Source organism: Pseudomonas sp. Pse1 (assembly GCF_024519635.1).
GTDB lineage: Bacteria > Pseudomonadota > Gammaproteobacteria > Pseudomonadales > Pseudomonadaceae > Aquipseudomonas.
Map to the genome: position 1 here is coordinate 316,937 of NZ_JALJRO010000004.1, position 19,922 is coordinate 336,858.

Sequence of the window (19,922 nt, forward strand, 5' to 3'; positions counted from 1 at the left end):
CTCCCTTCTTGATACAACTTCTGTGGATTCGCCTGAATTGCAGGAGTTGCCGATTACCAAGCAGTCTTTGCTGGGCGATTCCAAAAAATGTGTAGCGAGCAACGTACCGGTGATTCACCTATCGGTCTGTCCCAACGCGGCGGTTTTTTTGAAAGATGCACTGTAATTAATGCAGGTGATCGGGGGCTTCGGCCTTCCTTCGCTTTCCCCGGCGGCTCGGACCGCTTTAACGCAGACTTCTAGGGTTTTTCATGACGCGCTACATATTCGTCACGGGCGGTGTTGTTTCTTCATTGGGGAAAGGCATTGCATCGGCTTCATTGGCGGCCATCCTGGAGGCGCGGGGACTTAAGGTCACCATGCTCAAGCTGGACCCGTACATCAACGTCGACCCGGGCACCATGAGCCCGTTCCAGCACGGTGAAGTGTTCGTCACCCATGACGGCGCCGAGACCGACCTGGACCTGGGGCACTACGAGCGGTTCATCCGCACGACCATGACCCAGAACAACAACTTCACCACTGGCCGTGTCTACGAGCACGTTCTGCGCAAAGAGCGCCGTGGTGACTACCTGGGTGCAACCATCCAGGTGATCCCGCACATCACCGACGAAATCAAGCGCCGAATCATCAAGGGTGCCGGCGATGCCGACGTGGCGATGGTCGAAATCGGTGGCACCGTGGGTGACATCGAGTCGCAACCGTTCCTCGAAGCCATCCGTCAATTGCGTTTCGAAGTCGGCGCCAAGCGCGCGATGCTGATGCACCTGACACTGGTTCCGTACATCGCCACTGCCGGCGAAACCAAAACCAAGCCAACCCAGCACTCGGTCAAGGAACTGCGTTCCATTGGCCTGCAGCCAGACGTGCTGGTGTGCCGTTCCGATCACCCGATCGACGTTTCGTCGCGTCGCAAGATCGCTCAGTTCACCAACGTTGAAGAGCGTGCAGTAATCGCCCTCGAAGACGCCGACACCATCTACAAGATCCCAGGCATCCTGCACTCGCAAGGCCTGGACGATTTTGTCGTCGAGCGTTTCGGCCTGCAATGCGACAGCGCTGATCTGTCCGAGTGGGAAGCAGTGGTCGATGCCAAGCTCAATCCTGAGCATGAAGTCACCATCGCCATGGTCGGCAAGTACATGGAGCTGCTGGATGCCTACAAGTCGCTGATCGAAGCGATGAGCCATGCCGGCATCAGCAACCGTACCAAGGTCAACCTGCGCTACATCGATTCCGAAGACATCGAGAACCAGGGCACCGCGCTGCTCGAAGGTGTCGATGCGATCCTGGTTCCGGGCGGCTTCGGTCTGCGGGGCGTGGAAGGCAAGATCACCGCGGTTCAGTACGCTCGCGAAAACAAAGTGCCTTACCTGGGTATCTGCCTGGGCATGCAAGTGGCGGTCATCGAATTCGCCCGTAACGTGATGGGCTGGAAAGATGCCAACTCCACCGAGTTCGATCGTGCCAGCGGTCACCCGGTCGTGGGCCTGATCACTGAGTGGGAAGACGCCACCGGTGCCGTCGAAACCCGTACCGAGACTTCCGACCTGGGCGGCACCATGCGCCTGGGTGCTCAGGACTGCCTGCTGGAAGCTGGCTCCAAGGTCCACGATTGCTACGCCAAGGACGTGATCGTCGAGCGTCACCGTCACCGTTACGAAGTGAACAACAAGCTGCTGCCACAACTGATCGAAGCCGGCCTGAAAATTTCCGGTCGCTCCGGTGATGGCGCGCTGGTTGAAGTGGTTGAAGCAGCGGATCATCCATGGTTCGTCGCTTGCCAGTTCCACCCGGAGTTCACCTCGACACCGCGTGATGGTCACCCGCTGTTCAGTGGCTTCGTCAAGGCAGCCCTGGCGCAACACCAGAAGAAGGCGTAACTCGCCTGACGACGTGACCCACGGCCCGCCAAGGTCCGTGGGTCACTTTGATTTCAACGGCGGAAACTGAGTTTCTCCGTGTGGAAGCTACTATTGGCGCTCCCACAAAAAGCAATGTGACCCACAAGTTATAAATCGATCGGTATACAGCGTTTTCGTCAACTTTGGAGTGTTTACAACAATGGCAAAGATCGTCGACATCAAAGGTCGTGAAGTTCTCGACTCCCGTGGCAATCCCACCGTGGAAGCGGACGTGCTTCTCGATAACGGCATCATCGGCAGCGCCTGCGCGCCGTCCGGTGCTTCCACTGGCTCGCGTGAAGCGCTCGAGCTGCGTGATGGCGACAAGAGCCGTTACCTGGGCAAAGGTGTGCTCAAGGCCGTTGCCAACATCAATGGCCCTATCCGCACTGCGCTGCTGGGTAAAGACCCGGTTGATCAGAAAGCCCTCGACCGCATCATGATCGAACTCGACGGTACCGAGAACAAAGGCAACCTGGGCGCCAACGCGATCCTCGCCGTCTCCCTGGCTGCTGCCAAGGCTGCTGCACACGACCAGGACCTGCCGCTGTACGCGCACATTGCCAACCTGAACGGCACCCCGGGTGTGTACTCGATGCCGGTACCGATGATGAACATCATCAACGGTGGCGAGCACGCCGATAACAACGTCGACATCCAGGAATTCATGGTGCAGCCGGTTGGCGCCAAGTCGTTCTCGGACGGTCTGCGCATGGGTACCGAGATTTTCCATCACCTCAAAGCCGTGCTGAAGGCCCGTGGCCTGAACACTGCCGTAGGTGACGAAGGTGGTTTCGCCCCTAACCTGGCGTCCAACGAAGATGCACTGAAAGTGATCTCCGAAGCCGTCGCCAACGCTGGTTACAAGCTGGGCACCGACGTGACCCTGGCGCTGGACTGCGCGGCGAGCGAGTTCTTCGAAGACGGCAAGTACAACCTGTCCGGCGAAGGCCAGGTGTTCACCGCTGAAGGTTTCGCCGACTACCTGAAAGGCCTGACCGAGCGTTACCCGATCATCTCCATCGAAGACGGTCTGGACGAGTCCGACTGGGCTGGCTGGAAAATCCTCACCGACAAGATCGGCGAGAAAACCCAACTGGTCGGTGACGACCTGTTCGTGACCAACACCAAGATCCTGAAAGAAGGCATCGATAAAAAGATCGCCAACTCGATCCTGATCAAGTTCAACCAGATCGGCACCCTGACCGAGACCCTGGAAGCGATCCAGATGGCCAAGGCCGCTGGTTACACCGCCGTAATCTCGCACCGCTCCGGCGAAACCGAAGATTCGACCATTGCCGACCTGGCCGTGGGCACCTCGGCTGGCCAGATCAAGACCGGTTCGCTGTGCCGTTCCGATCGCGTTTCCAAGTACAACCAACTGCTGCGTATCGAAGAGCAATTGGGCGCGAAAGCCAAGTACAACGGCCGCAGCGAATTCCGCGGCTAAGCTTGGTGGAGTGAAAAGACAGCGGATTGTGGCGAAAAAAACGTAAAAGCGGGTTTTTTGCCACTAGTCTGATGCCTTAGAGTACGAGCCTGGGTCTTCCAGGCTTCGTGCTATCTGACGTTGCAAAGTGTGGCATGGCTGTTTTTTTCAGTGGATACCTGATATTCGATGCGCAGTCCCTATTGGTTGTTTCTCGTCTTGCTCTTGCTCCTGGGGGGGTTGCAATACCGCCTGTGGGTGGGAAATGGCAGCCTGGCACAGGTGGCTGACCTGACTCAGCAAATTGCTGATCAGCAAGCTGAAAACCAGACGTTGCTGGAGCGCAACCGGGTGATGGACGCTGAAGTGATGGAGCTGAAAAAAGGTATGGAGACCGTTGAAGAGCGGGCTCGCCATGAGTTGGGCATGGTCAAGGATGGTGAAACCCTTTACCAGTTGGCCCAATGATGCACACCTTGCCGGCCTTCTGGGCCGTGATCCCTGCCGCGGGTGTGGGTGCCCGTATGGCCGCCGACCGTCCCAAGCAATATTTACCGTTGGGCGGACGCACTATTCTCGAACACAGCCTCGGCTGTTTCCTCGATCATCCAGCCTTGAAAGGTCTGGTGGTCAGTCTTGCAAATGATGACCCTTATTGGCCGAGCCTGACCTGCGCTCACGATCCGAGAATCCAGCGTGTGGACGGTGGCGCCGAGCGTTCGGATTCGGTACTCAATGCCTTGTTGCACCTGCACGCGCAGGGCGCTGCCGATGAGGACTGGGTACTTGTCCATGACGCAGCACGGCCGAACCTGAGTCGCGATGATCTCGACAAATTGCTTTCGGAGCTGGCTGATGATCCGGTCGGTGGCTTGCTTGCAGTGCCGGCTCGCGACACCTTGAAGCGCATGGACAAGCATGGTCGGGTCCTGGAAACCGTCGATCGCAGCTTGATCTGGCAGGCCTACACGCCGCAGATGTTTCGTCTGGGCGCCCTGCACAGGGCGCTGGCCGACAGCCTGGTGGCCGATGTCAGCATTACCGACGAGGCCTCGGCGATGGAGTGGTCGGGGCAGGCACCGCGCCTGATCGAAGGTCGGGCGGATAACCTCAAGGTGACGCGCCCCGAAGATCTCGAGTGGTTGCGCCTGCGTTGGGCTAATCGCGGTTCGTTGTAGGCCTTGCCTCAGCCTTGGTACTCCGGCCGCTCGGCCAAACCTTCCTTCAAGTAATCCACCAGCTTACGCACCTTGGGCGATAGATGCCGTTGTTGCGGATACAGCGCCCAAACAGCGGTATTGGGTGGCTGGTGAGCGTCGAGCAGTGATATCAGCGCGCCGCTGTTCAGATGTTCCAGTACGTAGTAATCCGGCAACTGACACAAGCCCACACCCTGAAGCGCGGCATCGAGCACTGCCTGGCCACTGTTGCAGCGCCAGTTGCCCTGGATACGTTGGGAAAACTCTCGCCCGTCCTGGGCCAGTTGCCACAGATCCGAACTCCCCACCAGGCAGTTATGGCGGCTGAGCTCCGAGAGGCTGTGGGGGCGGCCGTAATGCTCAAGGTAGGAGGGCGATGCGCACAGGTACATGCGCCGTGGCGCCAGACGAGTCGCCACCAGTCGCGAGTCTTGCAGGCGCCCGAGGCGGATCGCTAGGTCCAAGCCTTCATGTACCAGGTCCAATGGACGATTGCTCAATTCGATATCGACCCGCAGTTGCGGATAAAGCCCCATGAAGCGGGTGACCAGTGGCACGATGAAGCGTTCGCCATAGGCCACGGCACAGGTCATGCGCAACATGCCCTTGGGCTCGCTGGTAAGGTCGCCTACCGCACGCAATGCCTCTTCGCGGCCGTCCTGCAGGCGCTGGCAATGTTGAAGGAAGGTCTGTCCGGCTTCGGTCAGGGTGACGCGTCGGGTGCTGCGATAGAGCAGACGGGTTTGCAGGCGCTCTTCCAGTCGTACGACTTGTCGACTGATATGCGAGGAAGAAACCCCCAAGCGTTCAGCTGCGGCGGTGAACTGGCTACATTCGGCAACGGCGACGAATTCGTCAATGCCCTCCCAGCGATTTTCGGACATCATGATTATCCCTGTGCAGCAATAATGTTTTGCTTTTGGTTGGATTATTCATCGTTCGACAGTGTTTTACACTCGATGCTTCGTTTTTATTCACACTGGAGAGTCAGGATGATCAAGTCGCGCGCCGCCGTTGCCTTCGAGGCCGAGAAACCCCTTGAGATCGTTGAAGTCGACGTCGCGATGCCGAAGGCTGGGGAAGTGCTCCTGCGGGTCGTTGCCTCCGGTGTGTGTCATACCGATGCCTACACATTGTCGGGCGCCGATCCGGAAGGCATTTTTCCGTCGATCCTTGGTCATGAAGGCGGTGCCGTGGTCGAAGCCATTGGTGAAGGCGTGACCTCGGTAGCCGTGGGCGACCACGTGATCCCGCTGTACACCCCGGAATGCGGCCAGTGCAAATTCTGCAAGTCGGGCAAGACCAACCTGTGCCAGGCCATCCGCGCCACCCAAGGCAAAGGCCTGATGCCGGACGGCACCACGCGCTTCTCCTACAAGGGGCAGCCGATTTTCCACTACATGGGCACATCGACCTTTTCCGAGTACACCGTGCTACCGGAAATCTCCGTGGCGAAAATTGCCAAGGATGCACCGCTGGAAAAAGTCTGCCTGCTGGGTTGCGGCGTCACCACCGGCATCGGTGCAGTGATCAATACCGCCAAGGTCAAGCCGGGCGACACCGTGGCCATTTTCGGTCTGGGCGGTATCGGCCTGTCGGCAGTGATCGGCGCAGTCAAGGCCAAGGCAGCCCGGATCATCGCCATCGACATCAACCCGGCGAAGTTTGAAATTGCCAAGCAATTGGGTGCCACCGACTGCGTGAATCCGAAAGATTTCGACCGTCCGATCCAGGAAGTGATCGTCGACATGACCGATGGCGGTGTCGATTTTTCCTTCGAGTGCATCGGCAATGTGCAACTGATGCGTGCTGCCCTGGAGTGCTGCCACAAAGGTTGGGGTGAATCGGTGATCATCGGCGTAGCCGGTGCTGGCCAGGAAATCGCCACCCGTCCTTTCCAACTGGTGACCGGTCGCGTCTGGCGTGGTTCGGCGTTCGGTGGCGTGCGCGGCCGCAGTGAACTGCCTAGCTACGTGGAAATGGCCCAGACCGGCGAAATCCCGCTGGATACCTTCATCACTCACACCATGGGCCTGGAAGACATCAACAAGGCTTTTGACCTGATGCATGAAGGCAAAAGCATTCGTACTGTCATCCATTTCTAAAGCAGCAGCGACAAGTTGTAAGTTTCAAGCGGCAAGAGGCTGTGCCTCTTTGCCGCAGGAGCTTGCAGCTTGAAGCCTGAGGTGCGTCCATGAGTCTGGAAAATATTTCGTGTCAGAAGAGCTTCGGTGGCTGGCATAAGCGCTATCGGCATCATTCCGAAGTGCTGGGTTGCGACATGGTATTTGCCGTGTACCTGCCGCCTCAGGCCGAGCAGGGTGGCAAGTTGCCGGTGCTGTATTGGTTGTCGGGCTTGACCTGTACCGATGAGAATTTCATGCAAAAAGCGGGTGCCATGCGCCTGGCCGCCGAGTTGGGGCTGATCATCGTCGCTCCCGATACCAGCCCGCGTGGTGCCGGTGTGCCGGGTGATCCGGATGGTGCTTGGGATTTCGGTCTGGGTGCGGGGTTTTATCTCAACGCTACCCAGGAACCATGGGCCAAACACTATCGGATGCATGACTACGTGGTGCAAGAGTTGCCGGCGTTGGTTGAGGCGCATTTTCCGGCCTCGGACAAACGTGGTGTCAGCGGTCACTCCATGGGCGGCCACGGTGCCCTGGTCTGCGCGCTGCGCAATCCCGGACGCTATCAATCGGTATCGGCGTTCTCGCCGATCAACAATCCGATGGATTGCCCCTGGGGCCAGAAAGCCTTCTCGCGATACTTGGGCGAAGAACGCTCGAAATGGCGTGAGTGGGATGCCTCAGTGCTAATCAGCGAAGGCTCGGAAAAACTGCCATTGCTGGTCGACCAGGGCGATCGGGATGACTTCCTGGTCACGCAACTCAAGCCCGAAGCTTTGCAGCAGGCGGCCAGGCAGGCAGGTCATCCGCTGACCCTGCGCCTGCAACCCGGCTACGACCACAGCTATTTTTTCATCGCGAGCTTCATTGACGATCACTTGCGGCATCACGCGCACGCCCTGAACGCCTAAAGCAGGTAGAATCACGCCCTGACTCAATCAGGGCGTTTTTTTATGCGTATTGGCCACGGCTACGATGTGCACCGTTTCGCGCAAGGCGACTTCATTACTCTGGGCGGTGTGCGAATTGCCCACAGCTTCGGGCTGCTCGCCCACTCCGACGGCGACGTGTTGTTGCATGCATTGAGCGATGCCTTGCTGGGTGCCGCTGCGCTGGGCGATATCGGCAAGCACTTCCCGGATACCGATCCGCAATTCAAGGGCGCGGACAGCCGCGTGCTGTTGCGTCATGTGGTCGCGCTGATTCACGCCAAGGGCTGGAAGGTCGGCAATGTCGATAACACCATCGTTGCCCAGGCGCCGAAAATGGCACCGCATATCGAAGCGATGCGCGCGCTGATTGCCGCGGATCTGCAAGTTGAACTGGACCAGGTAAACGTGAAAGCCACAACCACCGAAAAACTTGGTTTCGTTGGCCGTGAGGAAGGCATCGCGGTGCATTCCGTTGCCTTGTTGCTACGCTCATGAATGAACTGCAATTGCTTGGCCCGCGTGCCTACGGCGAACCCTTGGGAACCGCCGCTCTAAAAGCCATCGCCGAAGATTTCCAGGTTGATGAGGTGCTCGACATCCCGTTGACCGGCGACGGCGAACACCTGTGGATCTGGGTCGAGAAGCGTGGCCTGAATACTGAAGAGGCCGCTCGCCGCATCGCCAAGGCGGCAGGCGTGCCATTGCGCACCGTCAGCTATGCCGGTTTGAAAGATCGCCAGGCCCTGACTCGCCAATGGTTCAGCGTGCAATTGCCGGGCAAGGCCGACCCTGATCTGTCAGGCGCAGAAAACGCCACCCTGAAAATCCTCAAGACCGCCCGGCACAGGCGCAAGCTGCAGCGTGGCGCCCATTCGGCCAATGGCTTTACCCTGCGCCTGACTCAGTTTGCGGGCGACCGCGAGGCAATCGAGGCGCGTCTGCAGTTGATCGCCAAACAGGGCATCCCCAATTATTTTGGCGCCCAGCGATTCGGGCATAACGGTGGCAACGTCGTTGATGCTCGCGACTGGGCGGCCCGCAAGGCATTGCCGGAGCAGCGCAACGTGCGCTCCCGGTTGCTCTCGACCGCCCGCAGCTTCCTGTTCAACCAGGTGTTGGCGGCCCGTGTCGCCGATGGCAGTTGGCAGCGTGCACAGGTCGGCGATCTGCTGGCCTTTACTGACAGCCGCAGTTTCTTCCCCGCAGGCGTTGCTGAATGCAACGACCCGCGCCTGGCCATCCTCGACTTGCACCCCACCGGGCCGCAGTGGGGGGAGGGTGATTCACCAGCCACCGGTTCGACCCATGAACTGGAGCAACGGATCGCTAATGGCGAAGCCGATTTGCGCGACTGGTTGGCAAACGCTGGATTGAGCCAGGAGCGGCGTATCTTGCGGCTGCCCATTGGCGGGTTGACGTGGCATTATCCTTCGCCTGACATTCTGCAATTGGAATTCGTCCTGCCGGCCGGATGCTTCGCCACTGTATTGGTGCGTGAACTCGTCGATCTGGTGCCGGTGGGGCAGACGGACAGCCCATGCGTATTCTGATTTCTAACGACGACGGGGTCATGGCACCCGGTCTCGCCGCGCTGCATGCTGCGCTGGCGGATTATGCCGAGTGCGTGGTGGTTGCCCCGGACCAGGACAAAAGTGGCGCCAGCAGCTCGCTGACCCTCGACCGTCCGTTGCATCCGCACACCCTGCCCAATGGCTTCATCAGCCTCAACGGCACCCCGACCGACTGTGTGCACCTGGGCCTCAATGGGCTGCTGGCGCACGAGCCGGATATGGTGGTGTCTGGGATCAACCTGGGGGCCAACCTGGGGGATGACGTGCTGTATTCCGGTACGGTCGCCGCCGCGCTTGAAGGACGGTTCCTTGCGGCGCCGTCTTTTGCCTTTTCCCTGGTGTCGCGCCAGGTCGAAAATCTGCCGACGGCGGCTTACTTTGCGCGCAAGCTGGTTGCCGCGCATGCCGAGCTGGATCTGCCGCCGCGTACGGTGTTGAACGTGAACATTCCCAACTTGCCGCTGGATCACATCCGTGGGATCCAGCTGACCCGCCTGGGGCACCGGGCTCGTGCTGCGGCACCGATCAAAGTGGTCGATCCGCGTGGCAAGGCCGGTTACTGGATTGCCGCGGCCGGCGATGCTGAAGACGGGGGGCCGGGCACGGACTTTCACGCTGTCATGCAGGGCTACGTATCGATCACGCCGCTGCAACTCGATCGCACCTTCAATGATGCCTTTGCTCGTCTCGATGGCTGGCTGGAGGGTTTGCGCTGATGGGGCGTGAGCAGGACGACATGCTGCGCCGGGGGATCGGCATGACCTCCCAGCGCACCCGTGAACGATTGATCCAGCGTCTTTACGAAGAGGGGGTGAGCAACCCTCAGGTCCTGGAGGTCATCCGCCGTACGCCACGTCATTTGTTCGTCGATGAGGCCTTGGCCCATCGTGCTTATGAAGACACGGCATTGCCGATAGGCCACAACCAGACCATTTCCCAGCCTTACATGGTGGCGCGCATGAGCGAGCTGTTATTGGAGGCGGGCCCTTTGGACAAGGTGATGGAAATCGGTACCGGATCCGGCTATCAGACGGCGGTGTTGTCGCAACTGGTCGAACGGGTGTTTTCGGTCGAGCGCATCAAGGTGCTGCAGGATCGGGCCAAGGAGCGCCTGGTCGAGTTGAACTTGCGCAATGTGGTATTTCGCTGGGGAGATGGCTGGGAAGGCTGGCCGGCGCTGGCACCGTACAACGGCATTATCGTCACAGCGGTGGCGACCGATGTGCCTCAGGCGTTGCTTGATCAATTGGCGCCTGGTGGTCGCCTGGTGATTCCGGTTGGCTCGGGTGAGGTCCAGCAATTGATGTTGATCATTCGCGAGGAGCAAGGTTTTTCCAGACGTGTTCTGGGGGCGGTTCGCTTCGTCCCATTGCTCAATGGGCCACTGGCCTGAGCATTTGTTAAACACCGCTGAATTCTCGTCAATTGCCTTGGTCTTACTGCGGCAAGGATTGGTTAAACGCGATCTTGGAGCAACAGGCAAACGTGTGCGTGCGCCGATTTTGCTTCAGCGCCGGTAAAGCACGAACGGCCAGTTATACTTGCGACACTTCATGCCTGAACCAGGCAAATTTCTATTTCAGCCACCAGAAAGGGAGCGGCGGGTGAGTCTCAAAGTCATTGCGCAGTGTATTGGTACAAAAAGCTTTCAGTGCCTGGTGACTGGCCTTGTCTTGAGCTCATTGCTGGTCGGTTGTTCAAGCACGAAGTCGAGTGACGTGCGGGTCGTCGATCGTAATAACACTGCCGCCCAGCGTCCTGCTGTCACCACCGGCCAGTATGTAGTCCGTCGCGGCGATACGCTGTTTTCGATCGCTTTTCGCTACGGTTGGGACTACAAGGCCCTCGCGGCCCGCAACAACATTCCTGCGCCCTATACGATACATCCGGGTCAGACGATTCGCTTTGATGGCCGTACCGGTTCAACGCCGACGCCGGTGGTAGCGTCGTCCACTACCACCAGTTCTCCGTCGGGCAAATTCACTGTCACTCGACGTCCGGCTTCGGCGACTGGCACCACTACGACCGCTGTTGCTCCGAGCGTTGCCAGCAAGCCGACGCCTGCGCCTTTGCCGCCAGCGGGACCGGCGCCGACGGGCTGGGGATGGCCATCTAATGGCATTTTGATTGGAAAATTCTCTTCAAACGGTAGTTTGAATAAAGGAATTGATATCGCCGGAGATTTGGGACAGCCTGTTTTAGCTGCGTCTGATGGGACAGTGGTTTACGCCGGGAGTGGCTTGCGGGGCTACGGCGAGTTGGTCATCATCAAACACAGCGATACCTACGTCAGTGCCTACGGTCACAACCGCAGGCTGTTGGTTCGGGAGGGGCAGCAGGTCAAAGTCGGGCAGACAATTGCCGAAATGGGGTCAACGGGTACAGACCGGGTGAAACTGCATTTTGAGATTCGCCGCCAAGGTAAACCAGTCGATCCGCTGCAATTCCTGCCACGTCGTTGATGTGCTTCCAGCCTGTTCCGTCACGTAGAGGGAACAGGCTCCAGCGTTGCCAAGGATAAGGGCGCCGCTAGAGCTTGAGGTCGAACTCACCAAAGGACTATAACAATGGCTCTCAGTAAAGAAGTGCCGGAGTTTGACATCGACGATGAGGTTCTCCTGATGGAGACCGACGTCGCATCGGATCAGACGTCGAATGATGGGGCTGCTACGCCCTCAGCTCGCGTAAAATCCAAACACTCCGCCTCACTCAAGCAACACAAGTACATTGATTACACCCGGGCGCTAGACGCCACCCAGCTGTATCTCAATGAAATCGGCTTTTCCCCCTTGCTCTCACCGGAAGAAGAAGTTCATTTTGCGCGGCTGTCGCAAAGTGGTGATCCGGCTGGGCGCAAACGCATGATTGAAAGCAACTTGCGACTGGTGGTGAAAATCGCCCGGCGCTATGTCAATCGGGGATTGTCATTGCTTGACCTGATCGAAGAGGGCAACCTTGGATTGATCCGGGCGGTAGAAAAATTTGATCCGGAACGCGGCTTCCGTTTCTCGACCTATGCAACCTGGTGGATTCGTCAGACCATCGAGCGCGCAATCATGAATCAGACCCGGACCATCCGGCTGCCGATTCATGTGGTCAAGGAGCTCAACGTCTACCTCCGTGCGGCACGTGAGCTGACCCAAAAACTCGATCACGAACCTTCCCCTGAAGAAATCGCCAACCTGCTGGAGAAACCGGTAGGAGAGGTCAAGCGCATGCTGGGCCTGAATGAGCGGGTTTCTTCGGTCGACGTCTCGCTGGGTCCGGACTCGGATAAAACCCTGCTGGACACCCTCACCGACGACCGTCCCACCGATCCCTGCGAACTGCTCCAGGACGATGATCTGTCGCAAAGCATCGATCAGTGGCTCTCTGAACTTACGGACAAGCAGCGTGAAGTGGTAATACGTCGCTTTGGTCTGCGTGGTCATGAGAGCAGCACGCTGGAGGATGTTGGTCTGGAAATCGGTCTGACGCGTGAGCGGGTAAGACAGATCCAGGTCGAAGGACTGAAGCGCCTGCGTGAAATTCTCGAGAAAAATGGATTATCAAGTGAGTCACTGTTCCAGTAACAGCCTCTCTCGATAACAAAAGCCCCGCCTGTTTCGGGGCTTTTTGTTGGGCGTTAATCCAGTGTCGTATAACGTCGCTGGCCAACCGTTTTCTTTCTCAGGTTTACGTAAGCCTTCGCTTAGTCTTTCGTAAGTGTTCAGTTTTAAAACATAGAAGCAGTCCTCTGCTTCTATGTAGTACATTCTTTAACGCTATGTTTTTTAAGGATTTATTTATCTATTGGAACGCTTCTACACGGAGTGTTTAACTCCCAAGGGTGATTGTCTTTACCGGGGAACTCTCTAATATCAGCCCTGTGTCGACGGACAGACACAGCCATCAAGGATGATGGTCAAGGAACATCGCAAGGACGTGATTCATCAGGACGATGAAAGGGAATACAGGGAATAGGGAAAAAATGTGGGCGGGTCAAACCGCCCCTTTTTTTGTCTGCAGAAAAGCAAAAAGGCCCGCGAGGGGCCTTTTGAGAGCGCGAAGCCAGGATCAGCGTTCGAGGTCTTTGATCTTGCCTTTGACCCCATCCCACTCTTCGGCGTCTGGCAACGACTCTTTCTTCTCGGTGATGTTGGGCCAGATTTCTGCCAACTCAACGTTCAATTGAATAAATTCCTGCATCTCTTCCGGGACTTCGTCCTCGGAGAAAATGGCCACGGCAGGGCATTCCGGCTCGCACAGGGCGCAGTCGATGCACTCATCCGGGTGAATCACCAGGAAGTTCGGGCCTTCGTAAAAGCAGTCCACCGGACAGACTTCTACGCAGTCGGTGTACTTGCACTTGATGCAGTTGTCGGTGACGACGAAGGTCATTTCTAATTCTCTCCTCAGGCGGCATGCTGCGCCCCTTCACGGTGGGGTCGCTGGGTTTGGAAGTGTCATCTGCAGACCAGGCTAATTGCCTGCAGCACCCCAAACCGCGCGAGATTCTAACAGCTTGCAGGCGACAGCGTTAGATCCGTGTCTTCAGTGTATAGAGCATTTCGAGTGCACGACGGGGTGTCAGGTCATCCAGATCGAGTTTTGCCAGTTCGTCGAGTACCGGGTGAGGCAGGCTGGCGAACATATCGCTTTGCTGTGGTACCGCTGGTTTGCCTTTTGCCGGGACCGGGGCTTCATGGGGCAGGCTGGTGGTTTCCAGGCGACTCAAATGCTCGCGAGCCCGCAATATGACTTCGTTCGGTACACCGGCCAGTTGTGCGACCGCCAAGCCGTAGCTTTGGCTCGCCGGACCAGGTAGTACGTGGTGCAAGAACACAATGCGTTCGTTGTGCTCGGTAGCATTGAGATGCACGTTTGCCACTAATGGCTGGTTTTCCGGCAATACCGTCAGTTCGAAGTAATGGGTGGCGAACAGGGTGTAGGCGCGCAATTGAGCCAGGCGCTCGGCGGCGGCCCAAGCCAGGGACAGACCGTCGAACGTGCTGGTTCCGCGACCGACTTCGTCCATCAGCACCAGGCTGCGCTCAGTGGCGTTGTGTAGAATGTTCGCGGTTTCGCTCATTTCCACCATGAAGGTCGAGCGTCCGCCTGCCAGATCGTCGCTGGAGCCAATACGGGTAAAGATGCGGTCCACCAGTGACAGTTCGCAACTGGCGGCGGGCACGAAACTGCCGATATGTGCCAGCAGCACAATCAATGCGGTCTGGCGCATGTAGGTGGATTTACCGCCCATATTCGGACCGGTGATCACCAGCATTCGTGTGTTGTCATCAAGGCTCAGGTCGTTGGCCACGAACGGTGTGGTCAGGACTTGCTCGACAACCGGGTGACGACCCTGACTGATGCGCATGCACGGTTCGCTGACGAAACGAGGGCAGTTCAGGTCCAGAATGAGTGCGCGCTCTGCAAGGTTACTCAGGACATCCAGTTCGGCCAGTGCCGCTGCGGTATCTTGCAGGGGGGGTAACTGACTGATCAGGTCTTCGAGCAATGCCTCGTAGAGCATTTTTTCGCGCGCCAGTGCGCGGCTCTTGGCGGACAATGCCTTGTCTTCAAAAGCCTTGAGCTCCGGCGTGATAAAGCGCTCGGCGCCCTTGAGGGTCTGGCGTCGGATGTAATCGGCTGGCGCTTGCTCCGCCTGCTTGCTTGGCAACTCGATAAAGTAGCCGTGGATTCGGTTGTAGCCGACTTTCAAGTGGGACAGGCCGGTCCGGGCTTTTTCCCTGGCCTCGAGGTCGATCAGGAACTGGCCAGCGTTTTCGCTCAAGGCTTGCAGCTCATCCAGTTCGGCGTCGTAACCGGTTTTCAACACGCCGCCATCACGGATTACCGCGGGCGGGTTGTCGATAATGGCGGTTTCCAGCAGTGCCGCCAGTTCCGGATAGGTACTGGTAATCACTGCCAACTGAATGAGGTGCGGCGCCTCCAGTTCGCTCATCGCCAGTTGCAACTGGGGCAGGGCGCCGAGGGCATCACGCAGTCGAGCCAAGTCGCGAGGGCGAGCGTTACGCAAGCCGATCCGCGCCAGAATGCGCTCGATGTCGCCGATTTCCTTGAGTTGCGGCTGCAGTTTCTCGAATCGATAGCCGTCGAGCAGGCACGTGATCGAACCCTGCCGAGCTTGCAGCACTGTCAGGTCGCGCAGCGGGCGGTTCAGCCAGCGGGTCAGCAAGCGGCTGCCCATGGCGGTTTGGCAACGATCGACCACCGATTGTAGAGTGTTGTCGCGACCGCCGGCCAAATTGACATCGAGTTCCAGGTTACGACGGCTGGCACCGTCCAACACCACGGTGTCGTCCAGGCGCTCATGGCGCAGGCTGCGCAGGTGCGGCAGGGCTGTACGCTGGGTCTCCTTGGCGTAGCTCAGCAGGCAGCCGGCGGCGCCGATGGCCAGGGTCAGGTTTTCGCAACCAAAGCCTTTGAGGTCTTGAGTGGAAAATTGCTGGCACAGGCTCTTCAGCGCCGAGTCCCGCTCAAAATCCCAAGGCGCACGGCGGCGAACACCGCGACGCTTTTCGGCAGGCAGGTCTTTAGGCCAGTCGTCCGGAATCATCAATTCGACCGGATTGACCCGTTCCAACTCCGCCAGCAGATTTTCCCAACCCTTGATTTCCAGCACGGTGAAGTTGCCACTGGTGATGTCCAGCACGGCCAGGCCAAACAGGCGCTCGTCACCCAGCACGGCCGCGATCAGGTTGTCGCGACGTTCATCGAGCAGCGCTTCGTCGCTGACGGTGCCAGGGGTGATGATGCGAACCACCTGACGCTCCACCGGCCCTTTGCTGGTTGCAGGGTCGCCAACCTGTTCACAGATCACCACCGATTCGCCGAGTTTGACCAGTTTCGCGAGGTAGCCTTCGGCGGAGTGGTACGGAATGCCGCACATTGGAATCGCCTGGCCCGCCGATTGCCCGCGAGCCGTCAGCGTGATGTCCAGCAGCTTGGCCGCTTTCTTCGCATCTTCATAGAAGATCTCGTAGAAATCGCCCATGCGATAGAACATCAACTGGTCCGGATGCTGGTTCTTAAGGCGCCAGTACTGCTGCATCATCGGGGTGTGGGAGGACAGGTCGGAGAGTGCTTTATTCATCGGCTAATCAGGTGAATTCATTCAAGAGGATGGGCAAAGGAGGGTGCTGCAGAGGCCTTCGCGCGATGGACGCAAGGTTAACACGGGCGGGTCCGCGCGACCCAGGATCAACGTCATGCAGGAGCTTGGTTGTGCTTATGCAAATGTGCATTTGTCATTGCACAAAAGAACATGCATTATGCAATTTATGCAAAAACGCAACGTTTCCATCGTCCTCAGAGCGCTGCTCGATCAGCACGGCATCTCCCCCACGGAGTTGCACCGGCGTACTGGCGTGCCGCAATCGACCCTGTCACGGATTCTCGGCGGCAAGATCGCCGATCCCTCGGACAGGCATATCTCGAAAATCGCCGACTATTTCCAGGTGAGTACCGACCAACTGCGCGGTCGTGTGGAGATCGTTTCCGGTTATTCATCGACTCGTGAGCCGTCACACTCGGAGCTCAAGGACATAAGCTTGTGGGATGACGATACCCCCATTGATGACGATGAGGTGTCCGTGCCTTTTTTGCGTGAGGTCGAATTGGCCGCTGGATCGGGAAGGTTTGCCATCGAGGAAAGTGAACGCGCCAGCCTGCGATTCGGCAAGCGCAGCCTGCGGCATAACGGAGTTCAGTTCGATCAGGCCAAATGCGTGACCGTGCGTGGCAACAGCATGTTGCCGGTGTTGCGCGATGGCGCCACGGTGGGCGTCAACGCTGGTAAGTGCGGGATCGGCGACATCGTCGATGGCGACCTGTATGCCATCAATCACAATGGGCAACTGCGGGTTAAGCAGCTGTATCGCCTGCCGAGCGGGATTCGCCTGCGTAGCTTCAATCGGGAAGAGCACCCCGACGAAGACTACAGCTTTCAGGACGTTCAGACTGGGCAGATCGTTATTCTGGGGCACGTATTCTGGTGGGGTATGTACGCCCGTTGAGGTTTTTCACATACGGGATTGGGCCGCCGCAGGGCGGTTTTTTCTTGTCTGGGTTAATGCGTTTGTGCATTGTTTTGTCAGTGATCGCGTCATTCTGATTGACCTTATATGCATTGATGCATAGTCTGGGTGTCGGCATTGTCCAGCCCGGAGGTATTAAATGACAATCGAACAGCAAGGGCTGCTGGAGATCCCTGTATGGCTGGTCATGGCGCTCGCAGTGCTGGGCGGAGTGATGGGGGAGATGTGGCGCGCCGACAAGGAAGGTGCGCAGGGTTGGTCGTTGGTGCGGCGCCTGTTCTTGCGCTCCGGGTCCAGCATGATGTGCGGTGTATCGGTGGTGATGCTGCTGTATGCCGCCAATGTGTCGGCCTGGACTGCGGGAGCGCTAGGCGGTTTGACGGCGGTGGCCGGTGCGGACTTTGCCATCGGCGTGTATCGACGCTGGGTTGCCCGGCGTATCAATGTCGTTGAATCCATTGCCCATGATCGCGGTCGGGATCGGTCCTAGTCAGCGTCTCACATTTTGTCCCAGCCAGAGCCTTGCAAGCGCTATCTGGTCCTGTAGGGTAGAGCGCACGCCCGTCTGACCAAGGAGATAACCGTGAATGAAATCACTCAACTGGCTGCGGAGCTTGGCCGGCGTCTGCAGGTTCTCAACGCCCATGTCAGCACTGCCGAGTCCTGTACCGGAGGCGGTATCGCCGAGGCGATCACCCGGATCGCCGGCAGCTCGGCATGGTTCGAGGCGGGTTATGTCACCTATTCCAATCGGCAGAAAACTCGACAATTGAAGGTGCCAGCCGAATTGTTCGAGCAGGTTGGCGCGGTGAGTCGTGAAGTGGTCGAAGCCATGGTCCGCGGAGCCCAGCATGCCAGTCATGCGCGTTTCGCCGTAGCCGTCAGCGGGATTGCCGGGCCGGATGGCGGCTCGCCTAACAAGCCAGTCGGTACCGTCTGGCTGGCCTGGGGCGTGGGCGAGGCGGTATTTGCCGAGTGCCGGCATTTCCCCGGCAACCGCGATGAGGTCCGCCGACAAACGGTGAAGGCCGCGCTAGAGGGGCTGCTGCAGCATGCCGCCGGAGAAATCTCAAATCAGGGGTAGGCGATCCACAATCGCTGTGGAATAATACTGTCTACTTATACAGGTGTTGGCCGTCAGGCCTTATTGATTACGTGAGGACTTTAATGGACGACAACAAGAAGAAAGCCTTGGCTGCGGCCCTGGGTCAGATCGAACGTCAATTCGGCAAGGGTGCCGTAATGCGTATGGGCGATCAGGACCGTCAGGCGATCCCGGCTATTTCCACGGGCTCTCTGGGTCTGGACATCGCACTCGGCATTGGCGGTCTGCCAAAAGGCCGTATCGTTGAAATCTACGGTCCTGAATCCTCCGGTAAAACCACGCTGACCCTGTCGGTGATTGCCCAGGCGCAAAAAGCCGGTGCGACCTGCGCATTCGTCGATGCCGAGCACGCACTGGACCCGGAGTACGCCGGCAAGCTGGGCGTGAACGTTGATGACCTGCTGGTATCCCAGCCAGATACCGGTGAACAAGCGCTGGAAATCACCGACATGTTGGTGCGCTCGAACGCGGTTGACGTGATCATCGTCGACTCCGTGGCAGCACTGGTACCGAAGGCTGAAATCGAAGGCGAGATGGGTGACATGCACGTGGGCCTCCAAGCCCGTCTGATGTCCCAGGCGCTGCGTAAAATCACCGGTAACATCAAGAACGCCAACTGCCTGGTGATCTTCATCAACCAGATCCGGATGAAGATTGGTGTAATGTTCGGCAGCCCGGAAACCACCACCGGTGGTAACGCGTTGAAGTTCTATGCTTCGGTTCGTTTGGACATCCGTCGTATTGGCGCGGTCAAGGAGGGCGACGAAGTGGTAGGCAGCGAGACCCGCGTCAAGGTCGTCAAGAACAAGGTTGCAGCGCCATTCCGCCAGACAGAGTTCCAGATTCTTTACGGCAAGGGCATCTACCTTAACGGTGAGATGATCGACTTGGGCGTACTGCATGGTTTTGTCGAGAAGTCCGGTGCCTGGTATGCCTACAACGGCACTAAGATCGGTCAGGGTAAGGCCAACTCGGCCAAGTTCCTCGCGGACAATCCGGACGTTGCTGCGAAGCTCGAGAAGCAGATTCGCGACAAGCTGCTGTCTCCAGCCGGGAACCACGAGGCCGCCAAGGTCAACCAGACTGAAGATGATCTGGCCGAAGCCGACGCTGATATCTGATTGACCCCATGATCGCCGTACTCGATACCCTCGTCGCAGTGCGGCGAACTGCAATGGACCTGCTCGCGCGACGCGAGCATGGTCGAGTCGAGCTGACGCGTAAATTGCGTCAGCGCGGCGCTCCCGAAGAATTGATCGACACTGCACTCGACCGCTTGACGGAAGAAGGGCTGCTGTCCGAATCGCGTTACCTCGAAAGTTTTGTTTCCTACCGCGCCCGCTCGGGTTACGGCCCTCTGCGTATCCGCGAAGAGCTGGGGCAGCGTGGTTTGCAACGCGCAGACATCGAGTTGGCCCTGCGTGAGAGTGGCATCAACTGGCAGGCACAGTTGGAGGACGTCTGGCGACGCAAGTTTTCCGGGCAGTTGCCGGTGGACGCCCGTGAACGTGCCAAGCAGGGGCGATTTCTCGCTTATCGAGGTTATTCCATGGAGATGATCGGCCGCTTGTTCAGCGGCCGAGGAATGGAAGACTGATCGGGCCCGACTAT

20 protein-coding genes are annotated in these 19,922 nt (G+C 58.3%); 17 read left to right on the forward strand and 3 right to left on the reverse strand.

Features of this window, described 5'->3' with window-relative positions; all coding sequences use genetic code 11:
- Positions 1-251 precede the first annotated feature (251 nt).
- The 4 genes from NR126_RS08875 (at position 252) to ispD (ending at position 4,511) form a co-directional block, all read left to right on the forward strand.
- Positions 252-1,883: a CTP synthase gene (locus tag NR126_RS08875; RefSeq protein WP_027619033.1), complete on the forward strand. Its 1,632-nt coding sequence runs from the start codon at positions 252-254 to the stop codon at positions 1,881-1,883.
- 181 nt (positions 1,884-2,064) lie between these two features.
- Positions 2,065-3,354, forward strand: a complete 1,290-nt coding sequence (gene eno, locus NR126_RS08880) for a phosphopyruvate hydratase (RefSeq protein ID WP_027619032.1) — start codon at positions 2,065-2,067, stop codon at positions 3,352-3,354.
- A 168-nt stretch (positions 3,355-3,522) separates the two neighbouring features.
- The gene (gene ftsB / locus NR126_RS08885) at positions 3,523-3,801 is read left to right on the forward strand and encodes a cell division protein FtsB (RefSeq protein WP_027619031.1); all 279 of its coding nucleotides are present in this window, start codon (positions 3,523-3,525) and stop codon (positions 3,799-3,801) included.
- Positions 3,798-4,511, forward strand: coding sequence for a 2-C-methyl-D-erythritol 4-phosphate cytidylyltransferase (ispD, locus tag NR126_RS08890; RefSeq protein ID WP_256830035.1), 714 nt, complete (start codon positions 3,798-3,800; stop codon positions 4,509-4,511). Before ftsB ends, ispD begins: the two co-directional genes overlap by 4 nt.
- A gap of 8 nt (positions 4,512-4,519) precedes the next feature.
- Here ispD and NR126_RS08895 read toward each other — a convergent pair whose 3' ends face one another.
- The gene (locus NR126_RS08895; RefSeq protein WP_027619029.1) at positions 4,520-5,416 is read right to left on the reverse strand and encodes a LysR family transcriptional regulator; all 897 of its coding nucleotides are present in this window, start codon (positions 5,414-5,416) and stop codon (positions 4,520-4,522) included.
- Positions 5,417-5,524: 108 nt separating this feature from the next.
- Between NR126_RS08895 and NR126_RS08900 the strand changes: the two genes are divergently transcribed.
- The 8 genes from NR126_RS08900 to rpoS all read left to right on the forward strand — a co-directional run bounded on the left by NR126_RS08900 (position 5,525) and on the right by rpoS (position 12,736).
- Positions 5,525-6,637 carry an S-(hydroxymethyl)glutathione dehydrogenase/class III alcohol dehydrogenase gene (locus NR126_RS08900; protein ID WP_256830037.1) on the forward strand — a complete coding sequence of 371 codons (1,113 nt, stop codon included), beginning with the start codon at positions 5,525-5,527 and terminating at the stop codon, positions 6,635-6,637.
- A gap of 89 nt (positions 6,638-6,726) precedes the next feature.
- Positions 6,727-7,572: an S-formylglutathione hydrolase gene (gene fghA, locus NR126_RS08905; RefSeq protein WP_027619027.1), complete on the forward strand. Its 846-nt coding sequence runs from the start codon at positions 6,727-6,729 to the stop codon at positions 7,570-7,572.
- Between the two features lie 42 nt (positions 7,573-7,614).
- Entirely contained in the window at positions 7,615-8,088 is a 474-nt protein-coding gene (gene ispF / locus NR126_RS08910) for a 2-C-methyl-D-erythritol 2,4-cyclodiphosphate synthase (protein WP_027619026.1), read from the forward strand.
- Positions 8,085-9,143: a tRNA pseudouridine(13) synthase TruD gene (truD, locus tag NR126_RS08915; RefSeq protein WP_256830038.1), complete on the forward strand. Its 1,059-nt coding sequence runs from the start codon at positions 8,085-8,087 to the stop codon at positions 9,141-9,143. Before ispF ends, truD begins: the two co-directional genes overlap by 4 nt.
- Entirely contained in the window at positions 9,131-9,880 is a 750-nt protein-coding gene (surE, locus tag NR126_RS08920; protein WP_027619024.1) for a 5'/3'-nucleotidase SurE, read from the forward strand. Before truD ends, surE begins: the two co-directional genes overlap by 13 nt.
- 41 nt (positions 9,881-9,921) lie before the next feature.
- On the forward strand, positions 9,922-10,557 hold the full coding sequence (locus NR126_RS08925) for a protein-L-isoaspartate(D-aspartate) O-methyltransferase (protein ID WP_177327252.1): 636 nt from the start codon (positions 9,922-9,924) through the stop codon (positions 10,555-10,557).
- A 211-nt stretch (positions 10,558-10,768) separates the two neighbouring features.
- Positions 10,769-11,626, forward strand: coding sequence for a peptidoglycan DD-metalloendopeptidase family protein (locus NR126_RS08930; RefSeq protein WP_027619022.1), 858 nt, complete (start codon positions 10,769-10,771; stop codon positions 11,624-11,626).
- Between the two features lie 105 nt (positions 11,627-11,731).
- Complete coding sequence (gene rpoS, locus NR126_RS08935) at positions 11,732-12,736, forward strand: RNA polymerase sigma factor RpoS (RefSeq protein WP_027619021.1); 1,005 nt, start codon at positions 11,732-11,734, stop codon at positions 12,734-12,736.
- Positions 12,737-13,220: 484 nt separating this feature from the next.
- Here the strand turns inward: rpoS and fdxA are convergent, their stop codons facing one another.
- Both fdxA and mutS read right to left on the reverse strand, forming a co-directional pair.
- Positions 13,221-13,544 carry a ferredoxin FdxA gene (fdxA, locus tag NR126_RS08940; protein WP_007908827.1) on the reverse strand — a complete coding sequence of 108 codons (324 nt, stop codon included), beginning with the start codon at positions 13,542-13,544 and terminating at the stop codon, positions 13,221-13,223.
- Between the two features lie 139 nt (positions 13,545-13,683).
- Positions 13,684-16,263: a DNA mismatch repair protein MutS gene (gene mutS / locus NR126_RS08945; protein WP_027619020.1), complete on the reverse strand. Its 2,580-nt coding sequence runs from the start codon at positions 16,261-16,263 to the stop codon at positions 13,684-13,686.
- A gap of 178 nt (positions 16,264-16,441) precedes the next feature.
- Here mutS and NR126_RS08950 point away from each other — a divergent pair, with 178 nt between their 5' ends.
- The 5 genes from NR126_RS08950 to recX all read left to right on the forward strand — a co-directional run bounded on the left by NR126_RS08950 (position 16,442) and on the right by recX (position 19,908).
- Positions 16,442-17,185, forward strand: a complete 744-nt coding sequence (locus NR126_RS08950; protein WP_027619019.1) for an XRE family transcriptional regulator — start codon at positions 16,442-16,444, stop codon at positions 17,183-17,185.
- A 160-nt stretch (positions 17,186-17,345) separates the two neighbouring features.
- Positions 17,346-17,696 (forward strand): phage holin family protein, encoded by a 351-nt coding sequence (locus NR126_RS08955; RefSeq protein WP_256830039.1) that lies wholly within the window; start codon positions 17,346-17,348, stop codon positions 17,694-17,696.
- Between the two features lie 93 nt (positions 17,697-17,789).
- Complete coding sequence (locus NR126_RS08960) at positions 17,790-18,290, forward strand: CinA family protein (protein ID WP_027619017.1); 501 nt, start codon at positions 17,790-17,792, stop codon at positions 18,288-18,290.
- A gap of 83 nt (positions 18,291-18,373) precedes the next feature.
- Positions 18,374-19,432 carry a recombinase RecA gene (recA, locus tag NR126_RS08965; protein WP_027619016.1) on the forward strand — a complete coding sequence of 353 codons (1,059 nt, stop codon included), beginning with the start codon at positions 18,374-18,376 and terminating at the stop codon, positions 19,430-19,432.
- An 8-nt stretch (positions 19,433-19,440) separates the two neighbouring features.
- Positions 19,441-19,908 carry a recombination regulator RecX gene (gene recX, locus NR126_RS08970; protein ID WP_027619015.1) on the forward strand — a complete coding sequence of 156 codons (468 nt, stop codon included), beginning with the start codon at positions 19,441-19,443 and terminating at the stop codon, positions 19,906-19,908.
- Positions 19,909-19,922: the final 14 nt, after the last annotated feature.

Bases quoted from the DNA above. Each gene is read 5' to 3' on its own strand.
- eno (WP_027619032.1), top strand. From the start codon at position 2,065: ATGGCAAAGATCGTCGACATCAAAGGTCGTGAAGTTCTCGACTCCCGT.
- ispF (WP_027619026.1), top strand. From the start codon at position 7,615: ATGCGTATTGGCCACGGCTACGATGTGCACCGTTTCGCGCAAGGCGAC.
- rpoS (WP_027619021.1), top strand. From the start codon at position 11,732: ATGGCTCTCAGTAAAGAAGTGCCGGAGTTTGACATCGACGATGAGGTT.
- fghA (WP_027619027.1), top strand. From the start codon at position 6,727: ATGAGTCTGGAAAATATTTCGTGTCAGAAGAGCTTCGGTGGCTGGCAT.
- NR126_RS08875 (WP_027619033.1), top strand. From the start codon at position 252: ATGACGCGCTACATATTCGTCACGGGCGGTGTTGTTTCTTCATTGGGG.
- recA (WP_027619016.1), top strand. From the start codon at position 18,374: ATGGACGACAACAAGAAGAAAGCCTTGGCTGCGGCCCTGGGTCAGATC.
- NR126_RS08925 (WP_177327252.1), top strand. From the start codon at position 9,922: ATGACCTCCCAGCGCACCCGTGAACGATTGATCCAGCGTCTTTACGAA.
- ftsB (WP_027619031.1), top strand. From the start codon at position 3,523: ATGCGCAGTCCCTATTGGTTGTTTCTCGTCTTGCTCTTGCTCCTGGGG.
- mutS (WP_027619020.1), bottom strand. From the start codon at position 16,263: ATGAATAAAGCACTCTCCGACCTGTCCTCCCACACCCCGATGATGCAG.
- NR126_RS08955 (WP_256830039.1), top strand. From the start codon at position 17,346: ATGACAATCGAACAGCAAGGGCTGCTGGAGATCCCTGTATGGCTGGTC.
- truD (WP_256830038.1), top strand. From the start codon at position 8,085: ATGAATGAACTGCAATTGCTTGGCCCGCGTGCCTACGGCGAACCCTTG.
- recX (WP_027619015.1), top strand. From the start codon at position 19,441: ATGATCGCCGTACTCGATACCCTCGTCGCAGTGCGGCGAACTGCAATG.
- NR126_RS08950 (WP_027619019.1), top strand. From the start codon at position 16,442: ATGCAATTTATGCAAAAACGCAACGTTTCCATCGTCCTCAGAGCGCTG.
- ispD (WP_256830035.1), top strand. From the start codon at position 3,798: ATGATGCACACCTTGCCGGCCTTCTGGGCCGTGATCCCTGCCGCGGGT.
- surE (WP_027619024.1), top strand. From the start codon at position 9,131: ATGCGTATTCTGATTTCTAACGACGACGGGGTCATGGCACCCGGTCTC.
- NR126_RS08895 (WP_027619029.1), bottom strand. From the start codon at position 5,416: ATGTCCGAAAATCGCTGGGAGGGCATTGACGAATTCGTCGCCGTTGCC.
- fdxA (WP_007908827.1), bottom strand. From the start codon at position 13,544: ATGACCTTCGTCGTCACCGACAACTGCATCAAGTGCAAGTACACCGAC.
- NR126_RS08900 (WP_256830037.1), top strand. From the start codon at position 5,525: ATGATCAAGTCGCGCGCCGCCGTTGCCTTCGAGGCCGAGAAACCCCTT.